Annotated in this window: 25 protein-coding genes and 1 tRNA gene; 20 read left to right on the top strand and 6 right to left on the bottom strand. The window is 63.6% G+C overall.

Annotated elements, in window-relative coordinates:
* The first annotated feature begins 57 nt into the window (after positions 1-57).
* The 3 genes from KUV82_RS07875 (at position 58) to pth (ending at position 2,424) form a co-directional block, all read left to right on the top strand.
* Positions 58-945 carry a TraB/GumN family protein gene (locus KUV82_RS07875; protein WP_219953756.1) on the top strand — a complete coding sequence of 296 codons (888 nt, stop codon included), beginning with the start codon at positions 58-60 and terminating at the stop codon, positions 943-945.
* A 131-nt stretch (positions 946-1,076) separates the two neighbouring features.
* Positions 1,077-1,766: a 50S ribosomal protein L25/general stress protein Ctc gene (locus tag KUV82_RS07870; protein ID WP_219953755.1), complete on the top strand. Its 690-nt coding sequence runs from the start codon at positions 1,077-1,079 to the stop codon at positions 1,764-1,766.
* A gap of 88 nt (positions 1,767-1,854) precedes the next feature.
* A complete protein-coding gene (pth, locus tag KUV82_RS07865; RefSeq protein ID WP_219953754.1) occupies positions 1,855-2,424 on the top strand; it encodes an aminoacyl-tRNA hydrolase in 570 nt (189 codons plus the stop codon).
* A 39-nt stretch (positions 2,425-2,463) separates the two neighbouring features.
* Here pth and KUV82_RS07860 read toward each other — a convergent pair whose 3' ends face one another.
* On the bottom strand, positions 2,464-3,504 hold the full coding sequence (locus tag KUV82_RS07860; protein ID WP_219953753.1) for a magnesium transporter: 1,041 nt from the start codon (positions 3,502-3,504) through the stop codon (positions 2,464-2,466).
* 153 nt (positions 3,505-3,657) lie between these two features.
* On the opposite strand from KUV82_RS07860, the gene KUV82_RS07855 reads away from it, so the two are divergent.
* From KUV82_RS07855 to KUV82_RS07830, 6 genes are all read left to right on the top strand, one after another.
* A complete protein-coding gene (locus KUV82_RS07855) occupies positions 3,658-4,653 on the top strand; it encodes an SDR family oxidoreductase (RefSeq protein WP_219953752.1) in 996 nt (331 codons plus the stop codon).
* A 64-nt stretch (positions 4,654-4,717) separates the two neighbouring features.
* On the top strand, positions 4,718-5,818 hold the full coding sequence (ychF, locus tag KUV82_RS07850) for a redox-regulated ATPase YchF (RefSeq protein WP_219953751.1): 1,101 nt from the start codon (positions 4,718-4,720) through the stop codon (positions 5,816-5,818).
* Between the two features lie 11 nt (positions 5,819-5,829).
* Complete coding sequence (locus KUV82_RS07845) at positions 5,830-7,095, top strand: alkaline phosphatase family protein (RefSeq protein WP_219953750.1); 1,266 nt, start codon at positions 5,830-5,832, stop codon at positions 7,093-7,095.
* A gap of 71 nt (positions 7,096-7,166) precedes the next feature.
* A complete protein-coding gene (locus KUV82_RS07840) occupies positions 7,167-7,964 on the top strand; it encodes a DUF1206 domain-containing protein (protein ID WP_219953749.1) in 798 nt (265 codons plus the stop codon).
* Between the two features lie 36 nt (positions 7,965-8,000).
* Complete coding sequence (locus KUV82_RS07835) at positions 8,001-8,738, top strand: MauE/DoxX family redox-associated membrane protein (protein ID WP_219953748.1); 738 nt, start codon at positions 8,001-8,003, stop codon at positions 8,736-8,738.
* A gap of 16 nt (positions 8,739-8,754) precedes the next feature.
* Positions 8,755-9,213 (top strand): MaoC family dehydratase, encoded by a 459-nt coding sequence (locus KUV82_RS07830; RefSeq protein ID WP_219953747.1) that lies wholly within the window; start codon positions 8,755-8,757, stop codon positions 9,211-9,213.
* A gap of 1 nt (position 9,214) precedes the next feature.
* Here KUV82_RS07830 and KUV82_RS07825 read toward each other — a convergent pair whose 3' ends face one another.
* Both KUV82_RS07825 and mutL read right to left on the bottom strand, forming a co-directional pair.
* Positions 9,215-9,694, bottom strand: coding sequence for a hypothetical protein (locus tag KUV82_RS07825; RefSeq protein ID WP_219953746.1), 480 nt, complete (start codon positions 9,692-9,694; stop codon positions 9,215-9,217).
* Positions 9,694-11,496, bottom strand: coding sequence for a DNA mismatch repair endonuclease MutL (gene mutL, locus KUV82_RS07820; RefSeq protein WP_219953745.1), 1,803 nt, complete (start codon positions 11,494-11,496; stop codon positions 9,694-9,696). The genes KUV82_RS07825 and mutL overlap by 1 nt, the downstream gene beginning before the upstream one ends.
* Before the next feature lie 196 nt (positions 11,497-11,692).
* On the opposite strand from mutL, the gene KUV82_RS07815 reads away from it, so the two are divergent.
* The 5 genes from KUV82_RS07815 to rodA are packed head-to-tail and all read left to right on the top strand — an operon-like array spanning position 11,693 to position 17,401.
* Positions 11,693-12,736 carry a rod shape-determining protein gene (locus tag KUV82_RS07815; protein WP_219953744.1) on the top strand — a complete coding sequence of 348 codons (1,044 nt, stop codon included), beginning with the start codon at positions 11,693-11,695 and terminating at the stop codon, positions 12,734-12,736.
* Between the two features lie 12 nt (positions 12,737-12,748).
* Positions 12,749-13,639 (top strand): rod shape-determining protein MreC, encoded by an 891-nt coding sequence (gene mreC, locus KUV82_RS07810; protein WP_219953743.1) that lies wholly within the window; start codon positions 12,749-12,751, stop codon positions 13,637-13,639.
* Positions 13,639-14,190, top strand: coding sequence for a rod shape-determining protein MreD (mreD, locus tag KUV82_RS07805; protein ID WP_219953742.1), 552 nt, complete (start codon positions 13,639-13,641; stop codon positions 14,188-14,190). Before mreC ends, mreD begins: the two co-directional genes overlap by 1 nt.
* A complete protein-coding gene (mrdA, locus tag KUV82_RS07800) occupies positions 14,190-16,286 on the top strand; it encodes a penicillin-binding protein 2 (RefSeq protein ID WP_219953741.1) in 2,097 nt (698 codons plus the stop codon). Before mreD ends, mrdA begins: the two co-directional genes overlap by 1 nt.
* On the top strand, positions 16,283-17,401 hold the full coding sequence (gene rodA / locus KUV82_RS07795; RefSeq protein WP_219953740.1) for a rod shape-determining protein RodA: 1,119 nt from the start codon (positions 16,283-16,285) through the stop codon (positions 17,399-17,401). Before mrdA ends, rodA begins: the two co-directional genes overlap by 4 nt.
* Here the strand turns inward: rodA and KUV82_RS07790 are convergent.
* Complete coding sequence (locus KUV82_RS07790) at positions 17,398-18,108, bottom strand: helix-turn-helix transcriptional regulator (protein WP_219953739.1); 711 nt, start codon at positions 18,106-18,108, stop codon at positions 17,398-17,400. The two genes, rodA and KUV82_RS07790, sit on opposite strands and share 4 nt — an antisense overlap.
* 128 nt (positions 18,109-18,236) lie before the next feature.
* Between KUV82_RS07790 and KUV82_RS07785 the strand changes: the two genes are divergently transcribed.
* The 6 genes from KUV82_RS07785 to KUV82_RS07760 all read left to right on the top strand — a co-directional run bounded on the left by KUV82_RS07785 (position 18,237) and on the right by KUV82_RS07760 (position 21,890).
* Complete coding sequence (locus KUV82_RS07785) at positions 18,237-18,557, top strand: hypothetical protein (protein ID WP_219953738.1); 321 nt, start codon at positions 18,237-18,239, stop codon at positions 18,555-18,557.
* 99 nt (positions 18,558-18,656) lie between these two features.
* Positions 18,657-18,732, top strand: a tRNA-Lys gene (locus tag KUV82_RS07780).
* A gap of 114 nt (positions 18,733-18,846) precedes the next feature.
* Complete coding sequence (gene ribB, locus KUV82_RS07775; RefSeq protein WP_219953737.1) at positions 18,847-20,091, top strand: 3,4-dihydroxy-2-butanone-4-phosphate synthase; 1,245 nt, start codon at positions 18,847-18,849, stop codon at positions 20,089-20,091.
* Between the two features lie 23 nt (positions 20,092-20,114).
* Entirely contained in the window at positions 20,115-20,630 is a 516-nt protein-coding gene (locus tag KUV82_RS07770; protein WP_219953736.1) for a hypothetical protein, read from the top strand.
* A 2-nt stretch (positions 20,631-20,632) separates the two neighbouring features.
* Entirely contained in the window at positions 20,633-21,055 is a 423-nt protein-coding gene (gene ribH, locus KUV82_RS07765; protein ID WP_219953735.1) for a 6,7-dimethyl-8-ribityllumazine synthase, read from the top strand.
* 4 nt (positions 21,056-21,059) lie between these two features.
* Complete coding sequence (locus tag KUV82_RS07760; RefSeq protein ID WP_219953734.1) at positions 21,060-21,890, top strand: DMT family transporter; 831 nt, start codon at positions 21,060-21,062, stop codon at positions 21,888-21,890.
* On the opposite strand, the gene KUV82_RS07755 is transcribed toward KUV82_RS07760, so the two are convergent.
* Positions 21,887-22,978: a hypothetical protein gene (locus tag KUV82_RS07755; protein ID WP_219953733.1), complete on the bottom strand. Its 1,092-nt coding sequence runs from the start codon at positions 22,976-22,978 to the stop codon at positions 21,887-21,889. The two genes, KUV82_RS07760 and KUV82_RS07755, sit on opposite strands and share 4 nt — an antisense overlap.
* The gene (locus KUV82_RS07750) at positions 22,978-24,027 is read right to left on the bottom strand and encodes a phosphotransferase (protein ID WP_219953732.1); all 1,050 of its coding nucleotides are present in this window, start codon (positions 24,025-24,027) and stop codon (positions 22,978-22,980) included. Before KUV82_RS07750 ends, KUV82_RS07755 begins: the two co-directional genes overlap by 1 nt.
* Between the last annotated feature and the right edge of the window lie 50 nt (positions 24,028-24,077).

Here is a 24,077-nt window from a genome sequence, read left to right as displayed (position 1 = left end):
CTGGGCACCGGGGAAATCCCGGCTTGCCTCGCGCGCGAAACACGGCAAGCAGATCCTATGTCCCGGCGTTTCCTACCTGCCCTTTGCGCGTCGCTTGCGCTGCTGCTTGCCTCGTGCAGCCAGCAACCCGACACCGCCAAGCCGGAAGGGCCCTACCCGGCTCTTTGGGAAATCTCCGATGGTAATGGCGCGGTCGAAGGCTGGATGTTCGGCACGATCCACGCGCTTCCCGACGACACCAAATGGCGCTCGCCCCAACTCGACACCGTGCTTGGGGAAGCCGACATGCTCGTCGTCGAGGTCGCCAATCTCGAAGACGGGGCCGAGCTGTCCCGCCTGTTCGAACAGATGGCGTTCGACCGCCCGGCCGGCCCCATTGTCGACCGGATCGATCCGAACCTGCGCAGCGAGTTCGAAGCGCTGCTGGTCAAGGCCAAGGTCCGCCGCACTTATTTCGATCCAATGGAAAGCTGGGCCGCGGCCCTCGCTCTTGCGCAAGTTGCCCAATCGGCGAAGTCGGAAAATGGCGCCGACCGGGCCCTGCTGGCCGAGTTCGACAAGCGCGAGGTGGTGGAGCTGGAAGGCGCGCGGGGCCAGTTGGCGATTTTCGACAGCCTGCCCGAGGCCGAGCAGCGGGACCTGCTGAACGCGGTGCTCGAGGAATCGCGCGATTATGAAGGCGAGATCGGGACCCTCGCCCAGGCCTGGCTCGAAGGGGACACCGATCGCCTGTCGCAGCTGACCCGGCGCGGCATCCTTGCCGATCCGGAACTCGAGGAAGCGCTCCTCACGCGGCGCAATTCCGATTGGGCCGCCCAGGTCGAAAACCTCTTGTCGGCGCAGGACCGGCCGTTGATCGCGGTGGGCGCCGGTCACCTGCTCGGCGACGAAGGTCTGCCCGCCAAGCTCGAAGCGCGTGGATACGCCATCCGCCGTATCGAATAGGTGGCGGCGCGCCCGCGCTTAACGCTTGCCTTTCCCGCCGCGCCTGCTATGCGCGCGCCCTTCGGCACCATGGTCATCCCTGGAGGCGTGGTGAGACCGAATATTCAAAATGCATTCGAAAGGTATGTGCAATGAGCGACGCTCTGACCCTGCCGGCCGAAGCGCGCGAACGGGCTGGCAAGGGAGCCTCCCGTCAACTTCGCCGCGAAGGCCGTGTCCCCGCCGTTATCTATGGCGGTAAGGAAGAACCCACCCTGATCCACGTCGAAGCCAAGGAACTGGTTCGCCAGCTCGGCACCGGCCACTTCATGAACTCGATCGTCGAGATCGAGCTCGGTGGCAAGAAGGTGAAGACGCTTCCGAAGGACGTTGCACTCCACCCCGTCACCGACCGTCCCGAGCACGTCGACTTCTTCCGCCTTGCCAAGGGTGGCAAGATCGAAGTCCAGGTTCCGGTCGTCTTCACCAACGAAGAAGCTTCGCCGGGTCTCAAGAAGGGCGGCGTTCTGAACGTGGTCCGTCACGAACTCGACCTGGTTTGCGACAACGACAAGATCCCGGGCGAAATCGAAATCGACGTCACCGGCAAGGAAGTCGGCGATTCGATCCACATCAGCGAAGTGCAGCTGCCCGAAGGTAGCGAAAGCGCGATCACCGACCGCGACTTCACGATCGCCACGCTGGTTGCTCCGTCGGCTCTCAAGAAGAGCGAAGGCGACACCACCACCGAGGGCGACGATGTCGACGCTGGCGATGTCCCGGCAACCGAACAGGGTGCCGACGAAGACGCCGCACAGGAACAGGAAGACAAGAGCGAGTAATCGCCCGTCTTCGCTTGACCAAAGTAGACGCCGGTCCCTCACGGGGCCGGCGTTTTGCTTTTGTGTCGGCCATCGCTAGAGGGACGCCATGCAGATCTGGACAGGCCTTGGAAATCCCGGACCCAAATACGCGCTGAACCGGCATAATGTCGGCTTCATGGCGATGGATGTCATCGCCGACATGCACGGCTTCGGTCCGGTCCAGAAGAAGTTCTCGGGCTGGGTACAGGAAGGCCGGATCGGTACGCAGAAAATCCTGCTGCTGAAGCCCGCAACCTTCATGAACGAAAGCGGCCGCGCAGCGGGTGAAGCCCTGCGCTTTTACAAGCTCGAACCCGAAGCGCTGACCGTCTTCCATGACGAGCTCGACCTCGCCCCTTTCAAGGTGAAGGTGCGCATGGGCGGCGGGTTGGCCGGGCACAATGGCCTGCGCTCGATCAACCAGCATCTCGGGCCCGATTTCCGCCGGGTGCGGATCGGCATTGGCCATCCCGGTTCGAAAGACCGCGTGCATGGCCATGTGCTCGGCAATTACGCGAAGTCCGAGATGGACGGTCTTGCCGCCATGCTGGGAGCAATTTCGGCCGAGGCAGAATGGCTCGCCAAGGGTGACGACGCCCGTTTCATGAGCGACTACGCCCTGCGCATGCAGGGGTAGATGCCTTTCCCAATGCGCTGCGCTTGCCTGCGCGGCAACCTATAGCATCAGGGTCGCAAGCCCCAGGAAAACACCCATGCTGGCGACATCGCTCATCGTGGTGAGGAAGATGCTGGAGGCAGTCGCCGGATCCGCGCCAAAGCGCTTGAGCGTGAGCGGTATGAGCGCCCCGGCAATGCCGCTGAGCGTGCACGCTACGACCATCGAGATCAGAACGACGACGCCGAACCAGATCGGGTCGGGCTGTCCTTGCAGCAGTGCGTAGGCGTACATGCCTGCACCCGCGGTCAAGCCGACCAGAAGGCCGTTGGCAAAGCCGAGCATGCCTTCCTTGCGGACTAGGTGCCCTGCGCTGTCCGCCTTTACTTCGCCGAGCGTCATGCCCCTCAGCGCGACCGCAAGGGCCTGGCATCCCGTGTTCCCGGTCTGCCCGGCCATGACCGGCAGGAACACGGCGAGAATGACGAGACGGCTCAACGTGTCTTCGAAAATTCCGACGACGGCCGCTGCCACGAAAGCCGTGAGGAGGTTCACCTGAAGCCATGGATGCCGCAGCTTCAGGCTGGTCGAAAGCGGGGTGAAGAGGCGTTCTTCCTTCTCGACACCGACCATCTCCCCGGCCTGCGCCGAAAGCTCGATCGCCCGGTTTGCGAAGAGTTCCGGGCCGCGCACGAGACCGACGAGGCGCTGCTCGTCATCCACGATCGGATAGACCGGAAAATGCTTGTGCAGCGCCGCTTTCAGGGCCCCGCTCAGCGACATGTCGCGCTTCAGGGCAAAGGGGTCGACGATCATGATGTCCGCAAGCCGTGTGTCCGGCGTTGCTAGGAGCATCTCGCGCATGACCACCAGGCCAAGCAACCTGTCCTGATCGTCCACAATGTAAAGATAGGTGATAAACGCCGTACGCACTTGCTGGCGCAGCATTTCGGTTGCTTCGGCAACAGTGGTGTCGGGAGAAAACACGCCCACGGCGGGCTGCATCAGGCTCGCCAGCGACTCAGCGTGCTTGCGCTGTTCCTTCTTCGAGTTCGGCTCTTTGGCAAGCTCTTCCGGCTCGCTCAGCACAATCGTCGACATGTAACAGGGACCCCCCAATTGGCGATTCGTATCGCGACCCGGACCCTTTGTTTGCGCGCGAGCCTACAGCATGGTGGTTCAGGAGCAACCGCCTTCCGCTCTGGTAAAGCGGGCAGGCACACGGCATGATCCTTCGTGAGAGGAGACCCCCCAATGCCCGAAGTAACTCGTCGTACCCTGCTTGCCGGTGCCGCTGCCACCGGAGCGCTGGCTGCCACTGCAACCTTTGCGCAGGGTGATATGGTCGCCGCAGAGCTGGACCTTACCGGCAAGTCTGTCCTCATCACGGGCAGTTCCAGCGGTTTCGGACGTCTGATGGCCGAGGACATGGCGCGCAAGGGCGCCAAGGTTTTCGCCACCATGCGCAACCTCCCGCGTCCGGAAGCGGAGGAACTGCGAGCGTTGGCTGAGGCAGAGAATCTCGACCTTCACGTGATCGAGATAGACGTGACCGACGATGCGCAGGTCGCCGGCGGCGTTGCCGAAGCCGAACGCCTTGCCGGTGGCGGGATCGACGTGCTGGTCAACAATGCAGGGATCGGGATCACCGGCCCGGTCGAAGTGCAGGACATGGAGGCAACCAAGCTTGCCTTCGACACGAACGTGCTTGGGTATCACCGGCTCAGCCGCGCGGTGCTGCCCGGAATGCGGGCGCGCAAGCAGGGGCATATCTTCGCGATTTCGAGCCAGCTCGGCCGCGTGATGGTGCCGTTCTCTGGCCATTACTCGGCGACCAAATTCGCGGTCGAGGCCATGTTCGAGCAGCTCGCCTATGAACTCGTCCCGCACAATATCGGCGTCACCATCATCGAACCGGGCGGCTATCCGACGAAGGTGTGGGTCAACCGCAACCGCTATTCGCAGGAACTGAAAGACCGTTCTTCCGACATCCACCTTGCCGGCTATCCGCAGGTCGTTGCGCGCATGGGTACGGAAGACGGGTCGGGACGCAGCGCCGATCCGATGGATATCCCGCGCGCCGTCGCCAAGGTTCTCGCCATGCCCGCTGGTACGCGGCCGGTACGCTTGCCGGTGAGCGGCGGACGCATTCCGCAGACCGCCATCAACACGGTCTGCGCCGAGACCCAGGTCGCATGGCTGGGCGAGAGCGGGTACGGACCGTTGATCAAGGCCGTGCACAACGTCTGACACTCTGGCCTTTCGTGTGCGGCGCGGCTAAGGCGCGCGCCACACACATTTTCCGGAGTTTCTGATGGGTTTCCGCTGCGGGATCGTCGGCCTGCCGAATGTCGGCAAGTCCACCCTGTTCAACGCTTTGACCGAAACGCAGGCTGCACAGGCTGCGAACTATCCGTTCTGCACGATCGAGCCGAACGTCGGCCAGGTCGCCGTACCCGATGCGCGGCTCGACAAGATTGCCGCCATCGCCGGTTCGGCCAAGATCATCCCGACGCAGCTTGCCTTCGTCGACATTGCTGGCCTCGTGAAGGGTGCGAGCCAGGGCGAAGGGCTGGGCAACCAGTTCCTCGGCAACATCCGCGAGGTGGACGCGATCGTCCACGTCCTGCGCTGTTTCGAGGACCACGACATCCAGCACGTCGCCAACAAGGTGGACCCGCTGGCCGATGCCGAAGTGGTCGAGACCGAACTGCTGCTCTCCGACCTCGAAAGTCTCGAGAAGCGCGTGCCCGCCGCGCAGAAGCGCGCCACCGGCGGCGACAAGGAGGCCAAGCTGATGGCCAGCGTTCTCGGCCAGGCGCTCGAGCTGCTCAAGGACGGCAAGCCTGCCCGCCTGACCGAGCCCAAGGACGAGGAAGAAGCGCGCATCTTCCGCCAGGCGCATCTTCTGACTGCCAAGCCCGTGCTCTACGTCTGCAACGTTGCGGAAGAAGACGCCGCGAGCGGCAACGCGCTGTCGGAGCAGGTGTTCGCCAAGGCAGCAGCGGAAGGCGCCGAGGCCGTGGTGGTCTCTGCCGCCATCGAGAGCGAACTGATTGCCATGCCGCCCGAAGACCGGACCGAATTCCTGGCCGAGCTGGGTCTCGAAGAATCGGGTCTCAGCCGCGTGATCAAGGCAGGCTACAAGCTTCTGGGCCTGCAAACCTTCTTCACCGCCGGCCCCAAGGAATCGCGCGCCTGGACCTTCCCCACCGGCGCCAAGGCTCCGCAGGCGGCGGGCGAGATCCATACCGATTTCGAGCGTGGCTTTATTCGCGCTGAAACAATTGCCTACGATGACTACATCGCGCTCGGCGGCGAAAGCGGTGCGCGCGAAGCGGGCAAGCTGCGCCAGGAGGGCAAGGAATACCTCGTCCAGGACGGCGATGTCATGCTGTTCAAGTTCAACGTCTGAGGACTAGCCCGATGAACCGGATCGCTGCTGCCCTTGCACTTGGCCTGTCGGCGCTGCTCGGCGCCTGCTCAACCAATGGCCAGGCACCGATGGCAACCGCGCCCGCGATTGCCGAACGCGCTCCGGTTACGATCCTCGTCTCCATCGACGGCTTTCATCCCGACTACCTCGCGCGGGGCCTGACGCCGACCCTGTCGCGGCTTGCCGCGGAGGGTGCAACGGCGGCCATGCGCCCCTCTTTCCCGACCAAGACTTTTCCCAACCACTGGACGCTGGTGACCGGCCTCGTGCCCGACCACCACGGCATCACTGCCAACCGCATGGAGGACCAGGGCAAGCCCGAAGAGCCCTTCACCATGCAGACGGTCGATCCCTACTGGTGGAACGAGGCGAAACCCGTCTGGGTCGAAGCCGAGGAAGCCGGCATTCGCAGCGCGGCCATGTTCTGGCCAGGATCTGCGGTGCCCTGGGGCGGCACGGCTGTGCGCTACGGCCCTGTCACCGACGGGATCATGGCGAGCGACTGGCAGGCCTTCAGCATGCAGGTCTCGAACACCCAGCGGGTCAACTCGGTGCTCGACTGGTTGCGGCGCCCGGCCGATATCCGGCCCGAATTCGTGACGCTCTATTTCGATACGGTCGACAGCGCCGGCCATGGCGGCGGCCCGGTGAGCGAAGAGGTGGATGCAGCCCTGCGCGATATCGACACGCACATGGCAAATCTGGTTGCGGGTCTCGAGGAGCTGGGTCAGCCCGCCAATCTCGTCATCGTGTCGGACCACGGCATGGCACCCACGGGCTCGGACAAGATGATCGTGCTCGCCGACATCGTCGATCCTTCGCTCTATCGCCTCGTAGAGGGCGGCGCCTACGCCACGTTCGAGCCGACCGAGGGCAATTTGGAAGCGTTCGAGGCCGCAATCCTGCGCGACCATGCCAACATGGAATGCTGGCGGAAGTCCGATATCCCGGCCCGCTTCCAGTATGGCACGCACCAGCGCATCCCGCCCTATTTCTGCTTGCCCGAGACGGGATGGACGATCTCCGCTCGTGCGTCGCGCGCCACCTGGAGCGGCGGCAACCACGGTTACGATCCCTTCGCCCCCGAAATGGCCGCACTGTTCATTGCCAACGGCCCGGCGTTCCGTAGCGGTGCCCGGATCGAGAGCTTCCAGAATACGGCGATCGCGCCCCTGTTGCGCCATCTGATCGGAGTACCTCAGGCCGAGCGCTCGGACGCCTCGCTCGCTGATGTGTCGGCCGCACTGAAGCCCTAAAGGCCTTCGCAGTCCCGGAACATCGAGCCGCTATTTCCGTTGGCAGATCAACATCCAACGGGGAGTACAGCGTGGTCGATAAATCCGAAAAGTTCAGCACTCTGGTCCGGATCGGCTTCTTCAGCCGCGCCATCCTTTACTCGGTTCTTGGCCTGATCGCGCTAACGAGTGCGGGCAAGATCAGCGAAGGTACGAACGGCATATTCCAGGCCATCAAGGACTTCCCGCTCGGCACGGCCATCCTTTGGCTGATGGTCCTCGGCCTCTTCGGCTACGCGCTGTTCCGTTTCGCCTCCACGGCCTTTGATATCGAGAACCACGGCAGCGACAAGACCGGCTGGGCCAAGCGCATCGGCCATGCGGGCAGCGCCATTGGGCACCTCGCCCTCGCCTATTCGGCTTACAAGTTCGCGACTTCGGGCAGCGACAGCGGAGGGGGTGCGCAGGAAGCCGCTTCCGGCGTGCTCTCCATGGAGTTCGGCGGTACCCTGCTGGGTCTGCTCGGCATTGCCTTCTTCATCACCGCCGTCTTCCAGGCGAAGAAGGGTCTCACAGGCAGCTTCATGAACCGCATCAGCGGCGCGGCACCTTCGCAGACGCGGCTACTTGGCGGCGCTGGTTATGTGGCCCGCGCCGTGGTGTTCCTCGTGATCGGATGGTCGCTTTTCAAGGCCGGTTTCATGTCGGGCGGTGCGCAGCAGATCAAGACGCTCGGCGATGCGGTCGCGAGCCTTGCCGGGGAAGGTGCGATCTTCACGCTGGTCGCAATCGGTATGCTGGCCTTCGGGCTCTTCAGCCTGATCCTCGCGCACTATCGGATCATCCCGGACATGGGTTCGGATGGCCGGGTACCCAGCTTCCGCGCATAGCTTGAAAGATACCCCCTAGGGGTATATCTGGCGAGCATGAGCAAGACCGCACGCCTGTATCGGATGGTGATGGACAAGCATGTCTGTTCCTATGGCATCAAGGCCAAATGGCTCCTTGAACGCAGCGGCTACACCGTTGAGGACCACCAACTCACCACGCGCGAAGAAACGGACGCGTTCAAGGCGCAGTACGACGTATCCACCACCCCGCAGGTGTTCATCGGCGAGGAGCGGATCGGGGGCTACACCGACCTTGCACGGCATTTCGGCAAACCAAAGGACAACAGCGGAACCAGCTACCGCCCGGTGATCGCTGTCTTCGCCGTAGGTGCGGCGCTCGCGGTGGCCCTGAGTGTATTCGTGTACGGCGAAGCGATCACCATCCGCACGGCCGAGTGGTTCGTGGCGTTTTCGATGGCGATGCTTGCGATGCTCAAGCTGCAGGATGTTGAGCAGTTCTCGACCATGTTCCTGGGCTACGATCTCCTCGGCAAGCGCTTCGTTCCCTACGCCTATGCTTACCCTTTCCTGGAAGCCACGGCGGCGGTGTTGATGGCCGGGCGCCTTCTGCCCTGGCTTTCGATCCCGATCGCGCTGCTCATCGGCACCATCGGAGCGGTGAGCGTGTTCTACGCGGTTTATGTCCAGAAGCGCGACATCAAGTGTGCCTGCGTCGGTGGCAGCGCCAATGTGCCGCTCGGCTTCGTATCGCTGACAGAGAACCTGGCCATGATCGGCATGGGCATTTGGATGTTGCTTCGCCCGACATTATAATACATTGCAATTTGCAATGCAGTTTTACGAAGACATCGCCGTCGGCACCAAGCGCAGCTTCGGTCGCTACGAAGTCACGCGTGAAGAGGTGATGGAATTCGCCTCGAAGTACGATCCCCAGCCCTTCCACCTCGATGACGAGGCGGCCGCACAAACCCATTTCGGTCGCCTCTCGGCAAGCGGATGGCACACCTGCGCCATGACCATGGCGATGATGGTGGAAGACATGAAGGGCAAGAAATCCGCCGGGCTTGGCTCACCCGGCGTCGACAATATCCGCTGGAAGAAGCCCGTCTATCCCGGCGATACGCTACGCTGCGAAAGCGAAGTCATCGAAAAGCGCCGCAGCGCAAGTCGGCCGGAAATGGGCATCTTCAAGAGCCGGATGACCGTGTTCAACCAGAACGATGAGCCGGTGATGGAAATGCAGTCGAACGGCCTCATCCGCACGCGCGATCCGAACGGTACCGACTAATTCACGCCCCGCACTGGGCGATGCCCGGTTTTTCGTAAACTACCTGTTCCCGCGCATCGCGAATGGTGAGAGTGGCGGGATAATCGCTCGTTTCCTCGCCCGATTGCTCGCCTGCGGTCTCATCGAGGTCGAGCGTCATCGAATAGGCGAGGCCATCGTATTCCCGCCGTGCGAGGTAGGGCAATTCCGCGCTGCCCTTGTCGGCGGCAAGCGTGATGAGCTCGCCATCGAGCAGGAAGTGCCCTTCCTCCGCCATCGCCAAGGCTACGGCTGACAGCCCTCCCCCGTCGGGCGCGAAGCTGCACCCGGCGCCGTAAAGGTCGTGCTGCTCGATCTCGCGGTAGCGAATGGCACCAAGCTCGAGCTCTTGCGGCACCTGCGCGGCCTCGACCTCGGCCACGGCGGCAGCGCGCTCCTCCTCGCTGACCTCGGACGAACAGGCGGCCAGGGCCAGCGCAAGAAGGGGAACCGCAAACCGCATCAATGCCTCCCGAACAGCTTTTCGACGTCATCCATGGACAGCTTCACCCAGGTCGGGCGGCCGTGGTTGCACTGGCCGGACCGAGGCGTGCGTTCCATCTCACGTAGAAGAGCGTTCATCTCGTCGACCCGCAGCACGCGCCCAGCGCGGACCGAACCGTGGCAGGCCATGGTCGCGAGCACGAGGTCGAGCTTCTCGCCCAGCAGCAGAGCCTCGCCGTTGAGGGCAAGGTCATCGTCGATATCGCGCAGGAGCTTCTCCGGATCGGTCTTCGCAATGGCGTGCGGCAGGCTGCGAACGAGCATGGCCGACGATCCGAAACGCTCGATTGCAAGACCAAGCTCGGCGAGCTTCTCCGCCGCGCCTTCGAGCCGGTCGCAGCTCGTCTCGTCCAGCTCGACGACTTCGGGGATGAGCAGCGCCTGGCTGCGTGCCACCGCTTCTTCTGCGCCCGCCGCACGCAGCCGTTCCAAGACGAGCCGTTCGTGGGCAGCATGCTGGTCGACGAGCACCAGTCCGTCCTGCGCTTCGGCGACGATATAGGTGTTTGCGACCTGGCCGCGGGCAATACCGAGAGGATAGTCCTGCTCCTGCGCCTCGACCGGTGCGGCCTCTTCCGCCCGGCCTTGCGGCTGCGCGAGTACAGCGCTGCCCTCGCCCCTCCAGGCTGAGCCCGGTTCGGAAACGCGCGGCTGCGGCATGGACCAGTCGCGCCCGTTGAAGATCGAGGCCAAGGCAGGCGCGGGTTCTTCGCGAACGGGTTCCTGCTGCCAGCGCGCCATCGCACCTGCATCGGGCGTCTGCGCGCTGCGCTTGTCGCCTGTGGCCAGAGCCTGGCGAAGACCCGAAACGATGAAGCCGCGCACCCCCTGCGCATCGCGAAAGCGAACCTCGGTCTTGGCCGGATGGACGTTCACGTCGACATCCTCGCAAGGAATCTCGAGGAACAGCGCCAGCACCGCGTGACGATCGCGCGCAAGCATGTCGGCATAGGCCCCGCGCACGGCGCCGGTCAGCAGGCGGTCCTTCACCGGACGTCCGTTAACGAACAGGTACTGGTGGTCGGCAATCCCGCGGTTGTACGTCGGCAGACCCGCGATCCCGGTCAGACGCATGCTCCCTCGTTCCATGTCGAGGGCGACGCCGTTGTCCTTCAGCTCGCGCGCGACAAGCTGCGCAACGCGGTTTGCCAACCCTTCGCCGCCCTGAAGGCCAAAGATCCGACGATCGCCATGGTCGAGTGTGATGGCGACATCGGGCCGCGCCATTGCAAGGCGCAGGACCACATCCTTGCACGCGGCGTATTCGCTGCGCGGCGTGCGGAGGAACTTGCGCCGTGCGGGGATCTTGCCGAACAGGTTTTCGACCCTCACCCGCGTGCCGGGAGGTAGGGCAGCAGGCCCTTCCGCGACCACTTCGCCATGGTCGACCACACGCCGCCAGCCTTGTGCTGCCCCGTGCGGGCGACTTTCCAGCGTGAAGCGCGCGACGCTGGCAATGCTGGGCAGCGCTTCGCCGCGGAAGCCGAGCGTAGAGACCTGTTCGATTGCTTCGTCGGGCAGCTTGGAGGTCGCGTGCCGTTCGAGTGCCAGCGCCATCTCATCGGGTGTCATTCCGCAGCCATCGTCGGTGACTTCGAGGCTGGTCAGCCCGCCTTCTACGAGCTTCACCGCAATGCGCGTGGCGCCCGCATCGATTGCGTTCTCGACCAGTTCCTTGAGGGCAGAAGACGGACGCTCGACCACTTCACCAGCGGCGATCCGGTTGACGAGATTTTCGGGCAGGCGACGAATTTGCGGCATTGAACAGACAGTGTAGCGACGAAGCGCCGCGAATCCGAGATGGTGTGTGGTGCTATCCCCCGCCCGAACGGCGGAAATTTTTGGCATTCCCTGCGTATTATCGCTAAGGCTCCGCCACCCTTTTCCAACGGAGAGGCGCGAGCGGGCCGCATCCCCTCTCGCAGGACCACGCGATACAACGGAAAAACGAATAAAAATGGGCTTCTGGAACAATCTCTTCAAATTCGGCGTGCAGAACATGGCGATCGACCTCGGTACCGCCAACACGCTGGTTTACGTGCAGGATCAGGGCATCGTCCTGAACGAACCGAGCGTGGTCGCGCTGGAAACGATCAACGGCATGAAACGCGTCAAGGCCGTTGGCGACGATGCGAAGATGATGATGGGCAAGACGCCCGACTCCATCGAAGCCATCCGCCCGCTGCGCGACGGCGTGATCGCCGACCTCGACGTTGCGGAAGAGATGATCAAGCACTTCATCCGCAAGGTGAACGGCCGCAAGAGCCTGATGCGCTATCCGGAAATCACCATCTGCGTCCCCTCGGGCTCGACCTCGGTCGAACGCCGCGCGATCCGTGACGCGGCATCGAACGCCGGCGCCTCGCAGGTCTACCTCATCCTCGAACCGATGGCGGCCGCTATCGGCGCTGACATGCCGGTCACCGAGCCGGTCGGTTCGATGGTCGTCGACATTGGCGGCGGCACCACCGAGGTCGCCGTGCTTTCGCTGCGCGGCCTCGCCTACACCACTTCGGTCCGCACCGGCGGCGACAAGATGGACGAGGCGATCGTTTCATACGTCCGACGACACCACAACCTGCTGATTGGCGACAGCACCGCCGAACGCATCAAGAAGGATTTCGGTGTCGCTCGTCCGCCCGAAGACGGCGTTGGTGAAAGCATCACCCTGAAGGGCCGCGACCTCGTGAACGGCGTGCCCAAGGAAATCACGATCAACCAGGGCCACATCGCCGAAGCGCTCAACGAACCCATCGGCGCCATCGTCGAAGGCGTGCGCATTGCGCTGGAAAACACCGCACCCGAACTCGCAGCCGACATTGTCGACCAGGGCATCGTGCTCACTGGCGGCGGCGCGCTGATTGGCGGGCTCGACGAATACCTGCGCGACGAAACCGGCCTGCCGGTTACGATTGCGGAAGATCCGCTGTCCTGTGTGGCCGTGGGCACCGGTCGCGCAATGGAGGACCCGATCTACCGCGGCGTCCTGATGACGGCTTAAGGAAGGCAGGGGATGGCGCCGCCAAGTTCACGGCGCTCGGGATTTTCTCGCAGGGCGCAGTACAACCTCTTCACCGGCTATGTGATCGCGGGCATCGGCGCGCTGATCGGTGCGATCCTGCTTGCCCTGTCGTTCTTCCAGCCCCAGCTTTTCGGCGGCGTGCGCGGCGCGGCGCAGGATAGCGTATCGCCCGCAACCGAAGCGGCCGCCACGGTCCGCACGGGCACGAAGGGCTTCTGGGAATCGATCAGCGGCTATTACCGGGCCGGATCGAAGAACGCCGAGCTCAAGCGGGAAATGGAGATCGCTCGCATCCGCCTCGCGGAGGCCGAAGCCGTGCGTCAGGAGAACGCGCGCCTCAAGGGCCTGCTCGACCTTCAGGAAGAAGGGCGCGAGCCGGTGGCGGTTGCGCGCCTTGTCGGTTCGTCTTCCTCCAGCACCCGCCGCTTTGCCTATCTCGGCGCAGGTTCGGATGACGGGGTGAGCGTCGGCATGCCGGTGCGCTCGCCGCGCGGTGTCGTGGGCCGCATCCTTGAGGTTGGCAGCGACAGCGCCCGCGTACTGCTCCTGACAGACAGCGAAAGCGTCCTGCCGGTGCGCCGCGCAAGCGACGAGGTGGTGGCCTTTGCCGAAGGGCGCGGCGACGGCCTGCTGCGCATCAAGCTGATCAACCTCGGCATCAACCCGCTCGAAGAAGGCGATGTCTTCGTCACCAGCGGTGCGGGCGGCTATTACCCGCCGGGCATCGCGGTCGCGATCGTGACCGAGATTACCGATGACGGCGGCCTTGCCCGCATTGTCAGCGACCCGGCTGCGACGGATTTCGTGAGCGTGGAGCCCATCTTCGAACCCGAAGCCGCCCTTGGTGCCGAAACGCCGATCGAGCGGGAGCTTGGCGACTGATGGAGCGCAACGATCCGCGCTCGCGCAGCGACGCTTACGGGAGCCGTATCAACCGTTCGCATTCGCCGCTGCTTGCCAATTTCCTTCCCTGGTTCAGCATCCTTGTTGCCTCGCTCCTGCCCATCTTCGCATTGGCGAGCGCCCTGCCCTTCGTGCCGCCGCTGGGCCTGCTCATGCTGCTCGCTTGGCGGCTCGTGCGCCCCGGCCTGATGCCGATCTGGGCCGGGGTCCCGCTCGGCCTGTTCGATGACCTGTTCAGCGGCCAGCCCTTCGGCTTTGCCATCTTCACCTGGTCGCTTGTGCTGATCACGGTGGAGATCGTCGAAGCCCGCCTGCCGTGGCGCGCTTTCTGGCAAGACTGGTTCACGGCCGGTATACTCGTGGCAAGCTATCTCCTTGCCGGTTGGCTGCTGTCGGGCGGCGAACCCACGATCCATTCGCTCATCGCCCTGGTTCCGCAGCTCGTGTTTTCGATCCTGATCTTCCCGATTGCAGCGCGCCTTGTGGCGATGCTGGATCGCATGCGCCTCACGCGCTGGAAGGCCGTCTGATGGCTTTCGGCAAGCGCAAGAAAACGCGCGAGGTTGTGACCCAGTCGACGCTGGAGAACGCTTTCGACCGGCGCACCTTCGTGATCGGCGCGGGCATGGGCGGGATCGGTGTCCTGCTCGCCGCGCGGATGGGCTATATCGCGATTGCCGAGAACGAGAAGTACGAGCTCGAGAGCGAAAGCAACCGGGTCAACCTCTCGCTCATCCCGCCGCGTCGCGGATGGATACTCGATCGCAACGGAGCTCCGCTCGCGTCCAACCGGGCCGATTTCCGCGTCGACATCATCCCCGAGCGGACACCCGATCCGGACGCTACGCTCGACCAACTCACGCGCATCCTTGACCTCGACGAGAACAAGGCTGCCGATATCCGCAAGCGCATTGGCGATGGTCCGGGCTACCAGCCTGTCGAGATCGCCTCGGGCATAACATACGACCAGTTTGCCGCCGTAAGCGTGCGATTGCCGGACCTGCCGGGCGTCGTTCCCCAGCGCGGTTTCTCGCGTTTTTACCCGACCGGCGCGGCTGTAGGCCACCTGCTCGGCTATGTCGGCCCTGCCAACGCCGAAGAATACGAGGAGCAGGACCGCAATCCCTTGCTCGTCACGCCCGGCTACAAGATCGGCAAGGACGCGCTGGAGAAGCAATTCGAACTGGAACTTCGCGGCGTTCCGGGAGCGCGGCGTGTGGAGGTCACCGCATCGGGCCGCATCGTTCGCGATCTCGAAACGCGCGACGATGTCCAGGGCGATCCGGTCCGTCTGACCATCGATGGCCCGCTGCAGGATTACGCCGCGCGCCGGATCGGGCTCGAAAGCGGATCGGTGGTCGTGATGGACTGCGAAACCGGCGACCTTCTGTGCATGGCCTCCATGCCCAGTTTCGACCCCAACAGCTTCTCGCAAGGCATCGGGCGGGTCGAATACGCCATGTTGCGCGACGACGAACGCGTGCCGCTGCGCAACAAGGTCCTCAAAGGGCTCTATCCTCCGGGATCAACGGTCAAGCCGATGCACTGCATGGCGTTCCTCGATGCTGGGGTAAAACCCGAAGAATCCATCATGTGCAACGGTGGCCGGCGCATCGGCAACCGCTTCTTCAATTGCTGGAGCAACCATGGCCGGGTCGATATGGCCAAGGCGATCTACCAGAGCTGCGACAGCTATTTCTACCATTTTGCCCAGCAGATCGGCTTCGCTAAGGTCGCCGAATGGGCGCACAAGATGGGCCTCGGCGAGGAATTCCCGCTTCCCGTCACCAGCCAGTTCTTCGGCACCGTCCCCTCGCCCGAATGGAAGCAGCGCCGTCATGACAGCGCATGGCAGCCCTATGACACGGTCAACTCGTCCATCGGCCAGGGGTATTACCTGACCAACCCGCTGCAACTTGCGGTGATGAGCGCGCGGCTTGCAACGGGCGACCGGGTAATGCCGCGCCTCCAGCTGACCGACGAGAAGCCGGTCTTCGAGCACTTCGACTTCAGTCCGGCCGAGATCGACTATGTCCGCCAGGCCATGAGCGACACGGTCAACGGACCCGGTACCGCCGGGCGGGCCCGCCTGCCGTTCGACGATATCAAGATGGCCGGCAAGACAGGGACCGCGCAGGTCGTTTCGCTGAGTATATCGGATGGACGCAGCGGACCGTGGAAGTACCGCGACCACGGCTTGTTTGTCTTCTTCGCACCTTTCGACAAGCCGAAATACGCCGGCGCCGTCGTGATCGAGCATGGCGGCGGTTCGGGCGCGGCCTATCCGATCGCACGCGATGTCATGACCTTCCTGTTCGATCCGGCCAAGGGAATGGACGCCCTGCGCCCGCTCGAACAGCAGTGGGGCGGGACAGCGCAGCAGCGGCTCGACGCGAAATACCGCGCCTACGCGGCAGCGCAGGGCCAGTCGGTGCCCCCTGCCCCTTCGCGCGACGAGGATATCTTCGACCAGGTCGAGGCGGAAGCCCGCCTCGCCGCACGCCAGACCGAAACTCTGGCCGAGGAAGCCACGCCCTCGCGCGTTGACACGCGTTCGGCGGAAGAAGTCCGGCGTTCCTCGGCAGAGGCGAACCAGCAGCTCGACAACGGAAGCGCAGCGCAATGAGCGGCATCGTTCCTGCCCCGATAGCACGCCAACCCTGGCAGATGCTGATCCCCCTCTTCGTACTGATCGGGTTCGGTGCGCTCGTCCTGTTTTCCGCGGCTGCGGGAAGCTGGGACCCCTACGCTTCCTCACACCTCATCCGATTTGGCGTCTTCCTGGTGATGGCCTTCATCATCAGCATGCTACCGCGCGAGCTGGTGCAGTTCTTTGCGTTCCCCGCCTACGGGATCGTCCTGCTGATGCTGTTGGCGGTGGAGCTCATGGGGTTCGTGGGCGGCGGGAGCCAAAGGTGGCTCGACCTCGGCTTCATGCAGCTTCAGCCATCGGAGACCATGAAACCGGTCCTGGTGGTGGTCCTGGCCCGGTTCTACGCCTCTCTTCCGGTTGGCATGATCCCGACCTGGCGCGCGCTCATCCCTGCCGGAGCCCTGATCATGACCCCGGTTGCGCTGGTTCTCCTCCAACCCGATCTCGGCACATCGCTGGCGCTGGTTTTCGGCGGTGCTGTGGTGATGTTTACAGCCGGATTGCCGATGCGCTGGTTTGTCGGTGCGGGTTTGCTCGCCGCAATCCTCGCTCCGCTCGCCTTCTTCTTCGGGCTGCAACCCTACCAGCAGCGCCGCGTGTTCACCTTCCTTGACCCGGAAAGCGATCCGCTGGGCGATGGCTACCACATCACCCAGTCGAAGATCGCGATCGGATCGGGAGGCTTTTCCGGCAAGGGTTTCAACGAGGGCTCGCAAAGCCACCTTCATTACCTGCCTGAGCCCCACACCGACTTTATCTTTGCCACCATGGCCGAGGAATGGGGTTTCCTCGGCGGCCTTGTCGTCCTTTGTGCCTTTGCCATGATCCTCGGCTGGGGCCTGTCGGTGGCGCGGGCGAGCAAGGACCGGTTCGGCAAGCTGGTCGCGCTCGGCATGACCGCGACGATCTTCTTCTATGTCGCGATCAACCTCATGATGGTGATGGGTCTTGCCCCGGTCGTCGGTATCCCCCTGCCCTTCATGAGCCATGGCGGCAGCTCGATGATGACCAACATGATCTGCATCGGCTCGCTCATGATGGTCAATCGCTGGAACCAGAAGGCGCCGCGAACGGGACTGATCCGCTAGAGTTCGACCAGGCCCAGTTTCAGCGCGCGAACAGTGGCCGTGACCCGGTCGTTCGTGTCCAGCTTATCGTAGATGCGCCGCACATAGGTCCGCACCGTCTCGGGCGAGATGTCGAGAATGGCCGCAATATCGCTGGAGGACTTGCCGTGCCCCATCCAGCGCAGGACTTCGCGTTCACGCTCGGAGAGGGAGACGGTCGGCTTGCCCTCGTCCATGATCTTGCAGATCTGCAGATGCGCGGTTGAAAGCAGCGACTGGATTTCGGACAGGCGGGACGGATCGAATTGGTCCGGATCGTCGGAGAATTGCACCGCAGCATAGCCATCGCGGTTCCGCGGCCCAAACAGCGCGACCGATAGCCAGTTGGTCACGCCCATCTCTTTCAGCACGCCGAAGAACCACTGAGCATCCCTGTCGCTCGCACCAAGTCTTTTCGCCTGGGTCCAAGTTAGAACAGGTCCGTGCTCGAATGTAAGTCGCGGTATCGGGTCGCGCCTGCGATACTGTTCGCCCACGTAGAGGCGCTGGTACTCAATCGGACAGTCTCGCGCCCAAATAAAGCTCTGCGGCGAGGTGTGCGATTCGAAGATCGGTGTGAAATTGTAAGTAAACCAGTTGGCCCCTTCGGCCTTTAGCAGGCCAAATACGTATTCGAGTATGGACTCGCAATCGTCAGTGCAGGCGATAGTGGCCGAGAAATCTTGCATTTTTCCGCTCGTCGGTCTCCCTGTCCCCCAAGCGTAGGACTTGGTTTTACCAGAGAATCCGCCAAAGGCCCAGCGAAACGCATTGTCGCAGCTGGGGGGCCGCTGCGATTCTACGAGGCAGCAACACCATGACCCCCACACCCCATCGGCGGCGGGCCGATGACAAATCCGTATCGAACGAAACCGACAATCCCGGTTTGCAAGGCGCCCACGGCGGCGACACCGTGCTGCTTGCGATGCAGCGCGCCGAGACCCTCGGTGTGACAATAACGATCTGGGACTTGCCACAAGTTACCGAGCTACCGCTGCACGCGGCCTTCGCTGCGGTTCGCGCGCTCGAAGCCGAACGGATGGTCGTGATCGGTGACAATCCATCCGACCCTTTCGGGGCGACGCTGGAACTTGCCGCGCAGGGCCTTAAGCGCCTCAACAAGCTCAAAGCGGCATGATTGGCGAAATAGGGCTTTTCATCGCGAGAAAGCCCGCTATATGAGCGCCTCCCGAGTCGGGAACGCCCCTTTCCACGGGGCCGCGGCAAGCCGCAGTGTGGACGCATAGCTCAGTTGGTAGAGCAGCTGACTCTTAATCAGCGGGTCCTAGGTTCGAGCCCTAGTGCGTCCACCACCACCTCCCCATTCTTGAAGCTCAAGACCTCTATCACGGGTGAGTTGCGCCCGATCACAGCGAATGTGAGTACCGCCATTGGCAATCACATTGTAGTGTGATACCTGCCGCCGCATGAACACGATCGACAAAGTTCGCACGCTGGTTTCGCAGGGTCTCATGACCCGCGCCGGCCTGGCCCGCGCCGCAGGGCTCCACGCCAACACCTTGCGCGACTGCGGGGAAGATAGCTGGAACCCCACGGCCGAGACCCTCGCCAAGCTCGAATCCTTCCTCGAAGCCAACGACGAGACCCCGGTGATCGTCGGCGCGGAGGAGATCATCGACGAAGCGCGCAACGGGCGCATGTACATCCTCGTCGACGATGAAGACCGCGAGAACGAGGGCGATCTCATCATCCCGGCCCAGATGGCCACACCCGCCGCGATCAATTTCATGGCGACGCACGGCCGCGGACTTATTTGCCTGTCGCTCGACCGCAAGCGTGTCGAAGCGCTCGGCCTGGAGCCCATGAGCCGCGACAACCGCGAAAGCATGCAGACCGCCTTCACCACCTCGATCGAGGCCAAGGAAGGCGTCACCACCGGCATCAGCGCCGCCGACCGCGCGCGCACCGTCACCGTGGCCATCGACTCCTCGAAGGGCCCGGACGATATCGTCACCCCGGGCCACGTCTTCCCCCTCGCCGCGCGCGACGGCGGCGTTCTGGTCCGTGCCGGTCATACCGAGGCAGCCGTCGATATCTCGCGCCTTGCCGGCCTCAACCCCTCGGGCGTGATCTGCGAGATCATGAACGAGGATGGCACCATGGCCCGCCTCGACGACCTGATCGGCTTCGCGCGCAAGCACGACATGAAGATCGGCACGATCCGCGACCTCATCGAATACCGCATGCGCCACGACCACCTGGTCGAGCGCGTGGCCGAGGATGCGTTCGAATCGGATTACGGCGGTGACTGGCGACTCATCACCTACCGCAACACGGTCGACGGCAGCGAAAGCTATGTCCTGCAGAAGGGGCATGTGATCGAAGGCCAGCCCACCCTCGCCCGTGTGCACCCGATCTCGATCTTTGACGACCTGCTCGGCAAACCCGGCCCGCGCAAGCGCACGCTCCAGCGCGCAATGCACGCAGTGGGCGAGCATGGTTCGGGCGTGATTGTCCTTATCACCGGTCGCCCGGCAGGCAATCGCGGCTACAGCGAGAGCGATGCGCAGCGCAATGTCGGCATCGGCTCGCAAATCCTCGCCGACCTGGGCATCGAAGACATGATCCTGCTCAGCAATTCGCAGCCCAATGTCGTCGCGATCGAGGGCTACGGCCTAAACATTGTCGATCACAAGCCGATCCCGGAGTGAGTGAGGGTAGGAACCTCAAGCGCATGAGGGGTGCCGCCGACGAGGCAGAGCACCCCAAATACGCGCATCTCGAGATCGAGCGGCGCTGGCTGGTGGATGCAGACAAACTCGCCCACGCCGATCTCGGCGATCCGGTCGCCATCCATGACCGCTATATCGAAGGCACGCGCATGCGCCTTCGCCGGATGGAACGCGGCGGGGCTACCGTTTTCAAGCTGACGCGCAAATACGAGTGCGATGAAGCCGACGCGCGGCCCATCGTCACCGCCTATCTCGAGCAAGCGGAGCATGAAGTTTTCGCCAGCCTTCCGGCGCTCGAGCTGACCAAGACCCGCTTCAAATTGGCGCATGGCGAGAATGTCTTTTCCATCGACCGCTTCAACGGCGCACTCGAAGGACTGATGCTCGCGGAAATCGAAATGGACGATCTTGCCGCTTTGCGCGCGCTTCCCGATCCGCCATGGGCGGTGCGCGACGTAACCCACGAACTTCCCTATCAAGGCGCGACACTAGCGCGCGCCGGTATCCCGAAGGACTGACAATGGCCCGTTTCCTTATCGTCGAAGCCCGTTTCTACGATCACCTCAACGACATGCTCATCGACGGCGCGCGGTCGGCGCTGAAGGCTGAAGGCCACGATGTCGATGTCCTCACCGTTCCCGGCGCGCTCGAAGTGCCCGGCGCCATCGCGCTGGCTTCGGAAAGCGGGGAATACGACGGCTATGTCGGCATCGGCGTGGTCATTCGCGGCGAGACCTATCACTTCGAAATCGTCGCTGGCGAAAGCGCGCGTGGCATCATGGCGCTGACGATGGACGGCATGGCCATCGGCAACGGTATCCTCACCGTCGAGAACGAAGAGCAGGCGCTCGTTCGCGCCGACCCCAAGCAGAAGAACAAGGGCGGCGAGGCTGCGATGGCCGCGCTTGCGCTGCTGAAGCTGCAGGATCGCTTCGCAGCCTGATGCCATGATCGAGATCGCCGCGCTGATGATGATCGCCTCCGGGGCGATCCACGCCGTCGTCAACGCGGTTCTCAAATCGGGCGAAGACAAGCTCGCAAGCCGCGCGCTGATCGATCTGAGCGGCGGGCTCGTGGTCTTGCCGGCCATCTTCTTCTTCCCGCCGCCGCATGGGGCGTGGGGCTGGCTGATTGGCTCGCTGATCGTCCACGCCGTCTATTTCCTCTCGCTCGTACGCGCCTTTGAAGTGGCAGATATGAGCGCGAGCTACCCGGTCATGCGCGGCACGGCGCCAGTCTTCGCGGCGATGGGCGGCGTGTTCATCCTCGGCGATGCGATCACCGTGCCCGTGGCGGCCGGCATGGGCCTTGTCACAACCGGCATTTTCCTCAGCGCGATCGGGCGCAACCTCACCCCGGCGGCGCTGGGCTATTCGATCCTCACCGGGTTTTCGGTCGCCTGTTACACCGTGCTGGACGCCGGCGGTGTCCGGGCGGCACCGACCCCCATGTCCTACATCGCCTGGGCGTTCTTCGTGCTGGGCGTGGTCATTGGCGGTGCTTTCGGCGCATGGCGAGGCCGAGCCTTCGTCGCCTACGCCAGGATCAACTGGCGCAGCTGCGTGCTGGCGGGCGCCATGGGCGTGGTGAGTTACGGCCTCGCCATGCTGGCGTTCTCGGTCGGCGATCTGCCCCGCCTTGCGCCCTTGCGCGAAAGTTCGATCCTCTTCGCGCTGCTGATTGCGATCTTCTTCCTGCGCGAGAAGGCCGACCGGCTGAAGATCGCCGGCGGCATGCTCATATTCGGTGGCGTGGTTACGCTGCTGCTCGCGCGCTAGGCAGCGCCGTCGAGGAACTCCTTTAGGCCGAGCGGCGCGAACGGCCCGATGATAAGCTGCTCGAACACGCCGATGCCTTCGGTCCCGTCCCCCGCCGTAACCCGCATAGGGATCTGCACATGCAGGTTCTCCGGTGCGAGGGGATCGAGTTCGGCCAGGTCGATATCCTCGCGCTCCACCTTGAGGGCGCCATGGTACAGGCCGTGGCCCCATTCGGGATGGGTGTAGCCAAGCCCGCGCATCTGGAAGCGTCCGAGCGGCTCGAAGGTAATCTGCTCCGGCGCACCGCGAAGCGCGAGCGACAGCGTGCCCCCCATCGGCCAGCGCGTGCCCGCATCGAGCCGCGTACGCATGCTGCCGTGGCCTTCGAAAATCTCGGCGGGTGAGGCGCCCTCGCCGGCCCAGGCAGCGCGTGTGTTCCACGCATTGCCGTGTTCGTCGTTGTTCACGTGGAAGAACAGGCTGCCGGCGGCAAAATTGATCGGCGTCCATTGCCAGAAAAAGGCCGGCATGGGGCTGCCCGGCATGGGCTGCATGTCGCGCGCACCTACGGGTCGCACGCCCCAGCTACGGTCGCGCGTGCCCATGGTTCCTTCGGCCAGGTCGCGCTTGTCGCCATCGACCTCGATCCAGCCTTCGTAGCGCCCGTTTTGGGTAAGGCGGGTGTAGTCCATGAATGCGCGCGGACCGATCCGGTGGGTGAAACGCGGTTCCTCGATGGGAAACGCGCGGCCGGTGAATGTGATGTCGGCAGCCATCCCCTCGAACGGTTCAAGCCGGATGCGCAAAATGTTGAGCGGTTCGATGATCTCGACCGAGATCGGACCCGTGGCCATCGCCATGCGCTCCATGCCCAGCTCGGCGCTGGCGTGGACGCAGTGCTGAACCCCGTCGCGGATCACGTTGAAATGCGCATCGATCACATCAAGATGCGGATAGATGCCCAGCGCCACGGCGAAAAAGCCGCTGCCATCGGGCGCGTAGCCGTTGAAGAAGTAGCGGTCGTAGAAATTCCGATCGGTACCGGCGTAGGCCACCGGCTCCGGCGTCTGGTGGATCGGGTAGTCGTCTCCGCGGCTGAGCACCATTACAACACCTCTTTCAACGCAGCGATACTATCACGGTGGAGCGCCAGCGAACACGATCCGCGCGCCATGGACAGGAAGTTGGCATCGCCGCGCGTCGTCCGCTCGACGAAGGCAGCGCTGAACACGGCGGTCGATACCCCATGCAGGATGCCGAGCCGGTAATCGTGTTCGACCTCTTCATGGGAGAGCTTGACCCCGCGCGCCTGCATTTCGGCGCGCCACAGGTCGAGCAGCTCCATCTCGTGCGTTTCCCACAAGGCCTTGCCGATACCGCAGCCGAGGAAATAGCCGACATCGGTCATGGGATTGCCCGTGGTCACGGTTTGCCAGTCGAGCACGGCAATGGCTTCCGCCCCGCCCTTGATGTCGAACAGCATGTTGTCGAGGCGGAAGTCCCCATGGACGACGCATTTGGGCGGATCTTCGCGGGTAAAGGACGCCTTGCTCAACTCGGCCAGCTGGTTGCAGACTTCCATGTATTCCGGCTCGAGAGTGTCGGCGTAGCGTTCGCGGAAAACCTCGTGCGCCTGGGCGTACATAGCGCCCAGCTGTTCCCGCAAACCGGGAGGCGGCGCGAGCCATTCGGCCTCGAGCATTTCGCTCTTGCCCCAGCTCGGCGCGTGGATCGCGGCGGCCTGCCGGATCCCGGCGCGCGCATCCTCGATACCGCAGCCCGCGATCTGGTCCCCCTGACGGGCCGGGCCGACATCTTCGAACAGCAGAATGAAACGCGTGCCCGTGTCGTCCACATCGGCGAAATGGACATGCGGCGCGCGGACATCGAGCAGCGGGGCGGCCTTGCGGTAGAATTCCACTTCCTTGCGGTAGAGACCCATCATCGCAGCGGTTCCGCGGCTGGTCTCGTCGGCTGCCGGAAATTTGCCCGCAAGTGTTTCAGGCACACCCTCGCCCGTCAGATGAAAGCGAACACTGTCACCCACCTGGCCTGTGCCGATGGGTTCCCACCGAACGGATGCCACCGCCGCGCCGAGCACATCGCCCAGCCACGCTGCGGTTACTTCATCCGGATGCGCCGGAAACTGTCCCAAGCCCCTCTCCCACAAAGAGCAATTTCGGAACGCTAGCGTGCGCGGCGCGT

The organism is Qipengyuania flava (assembly GCF_019448255.1).
Taxonomy (GTDB): domain Bacteria; phylum Pseudomonadota; class Alphaproteobacteria; order Sphingomonadales; family Sphingomonadaceae; genus Qipengyuania; species Qipengyuania flava_A.
Note: the sequence above shows the minus strand (reverse complement) of the source record. Positions and strands in the feature narration are given on the sequence as shown.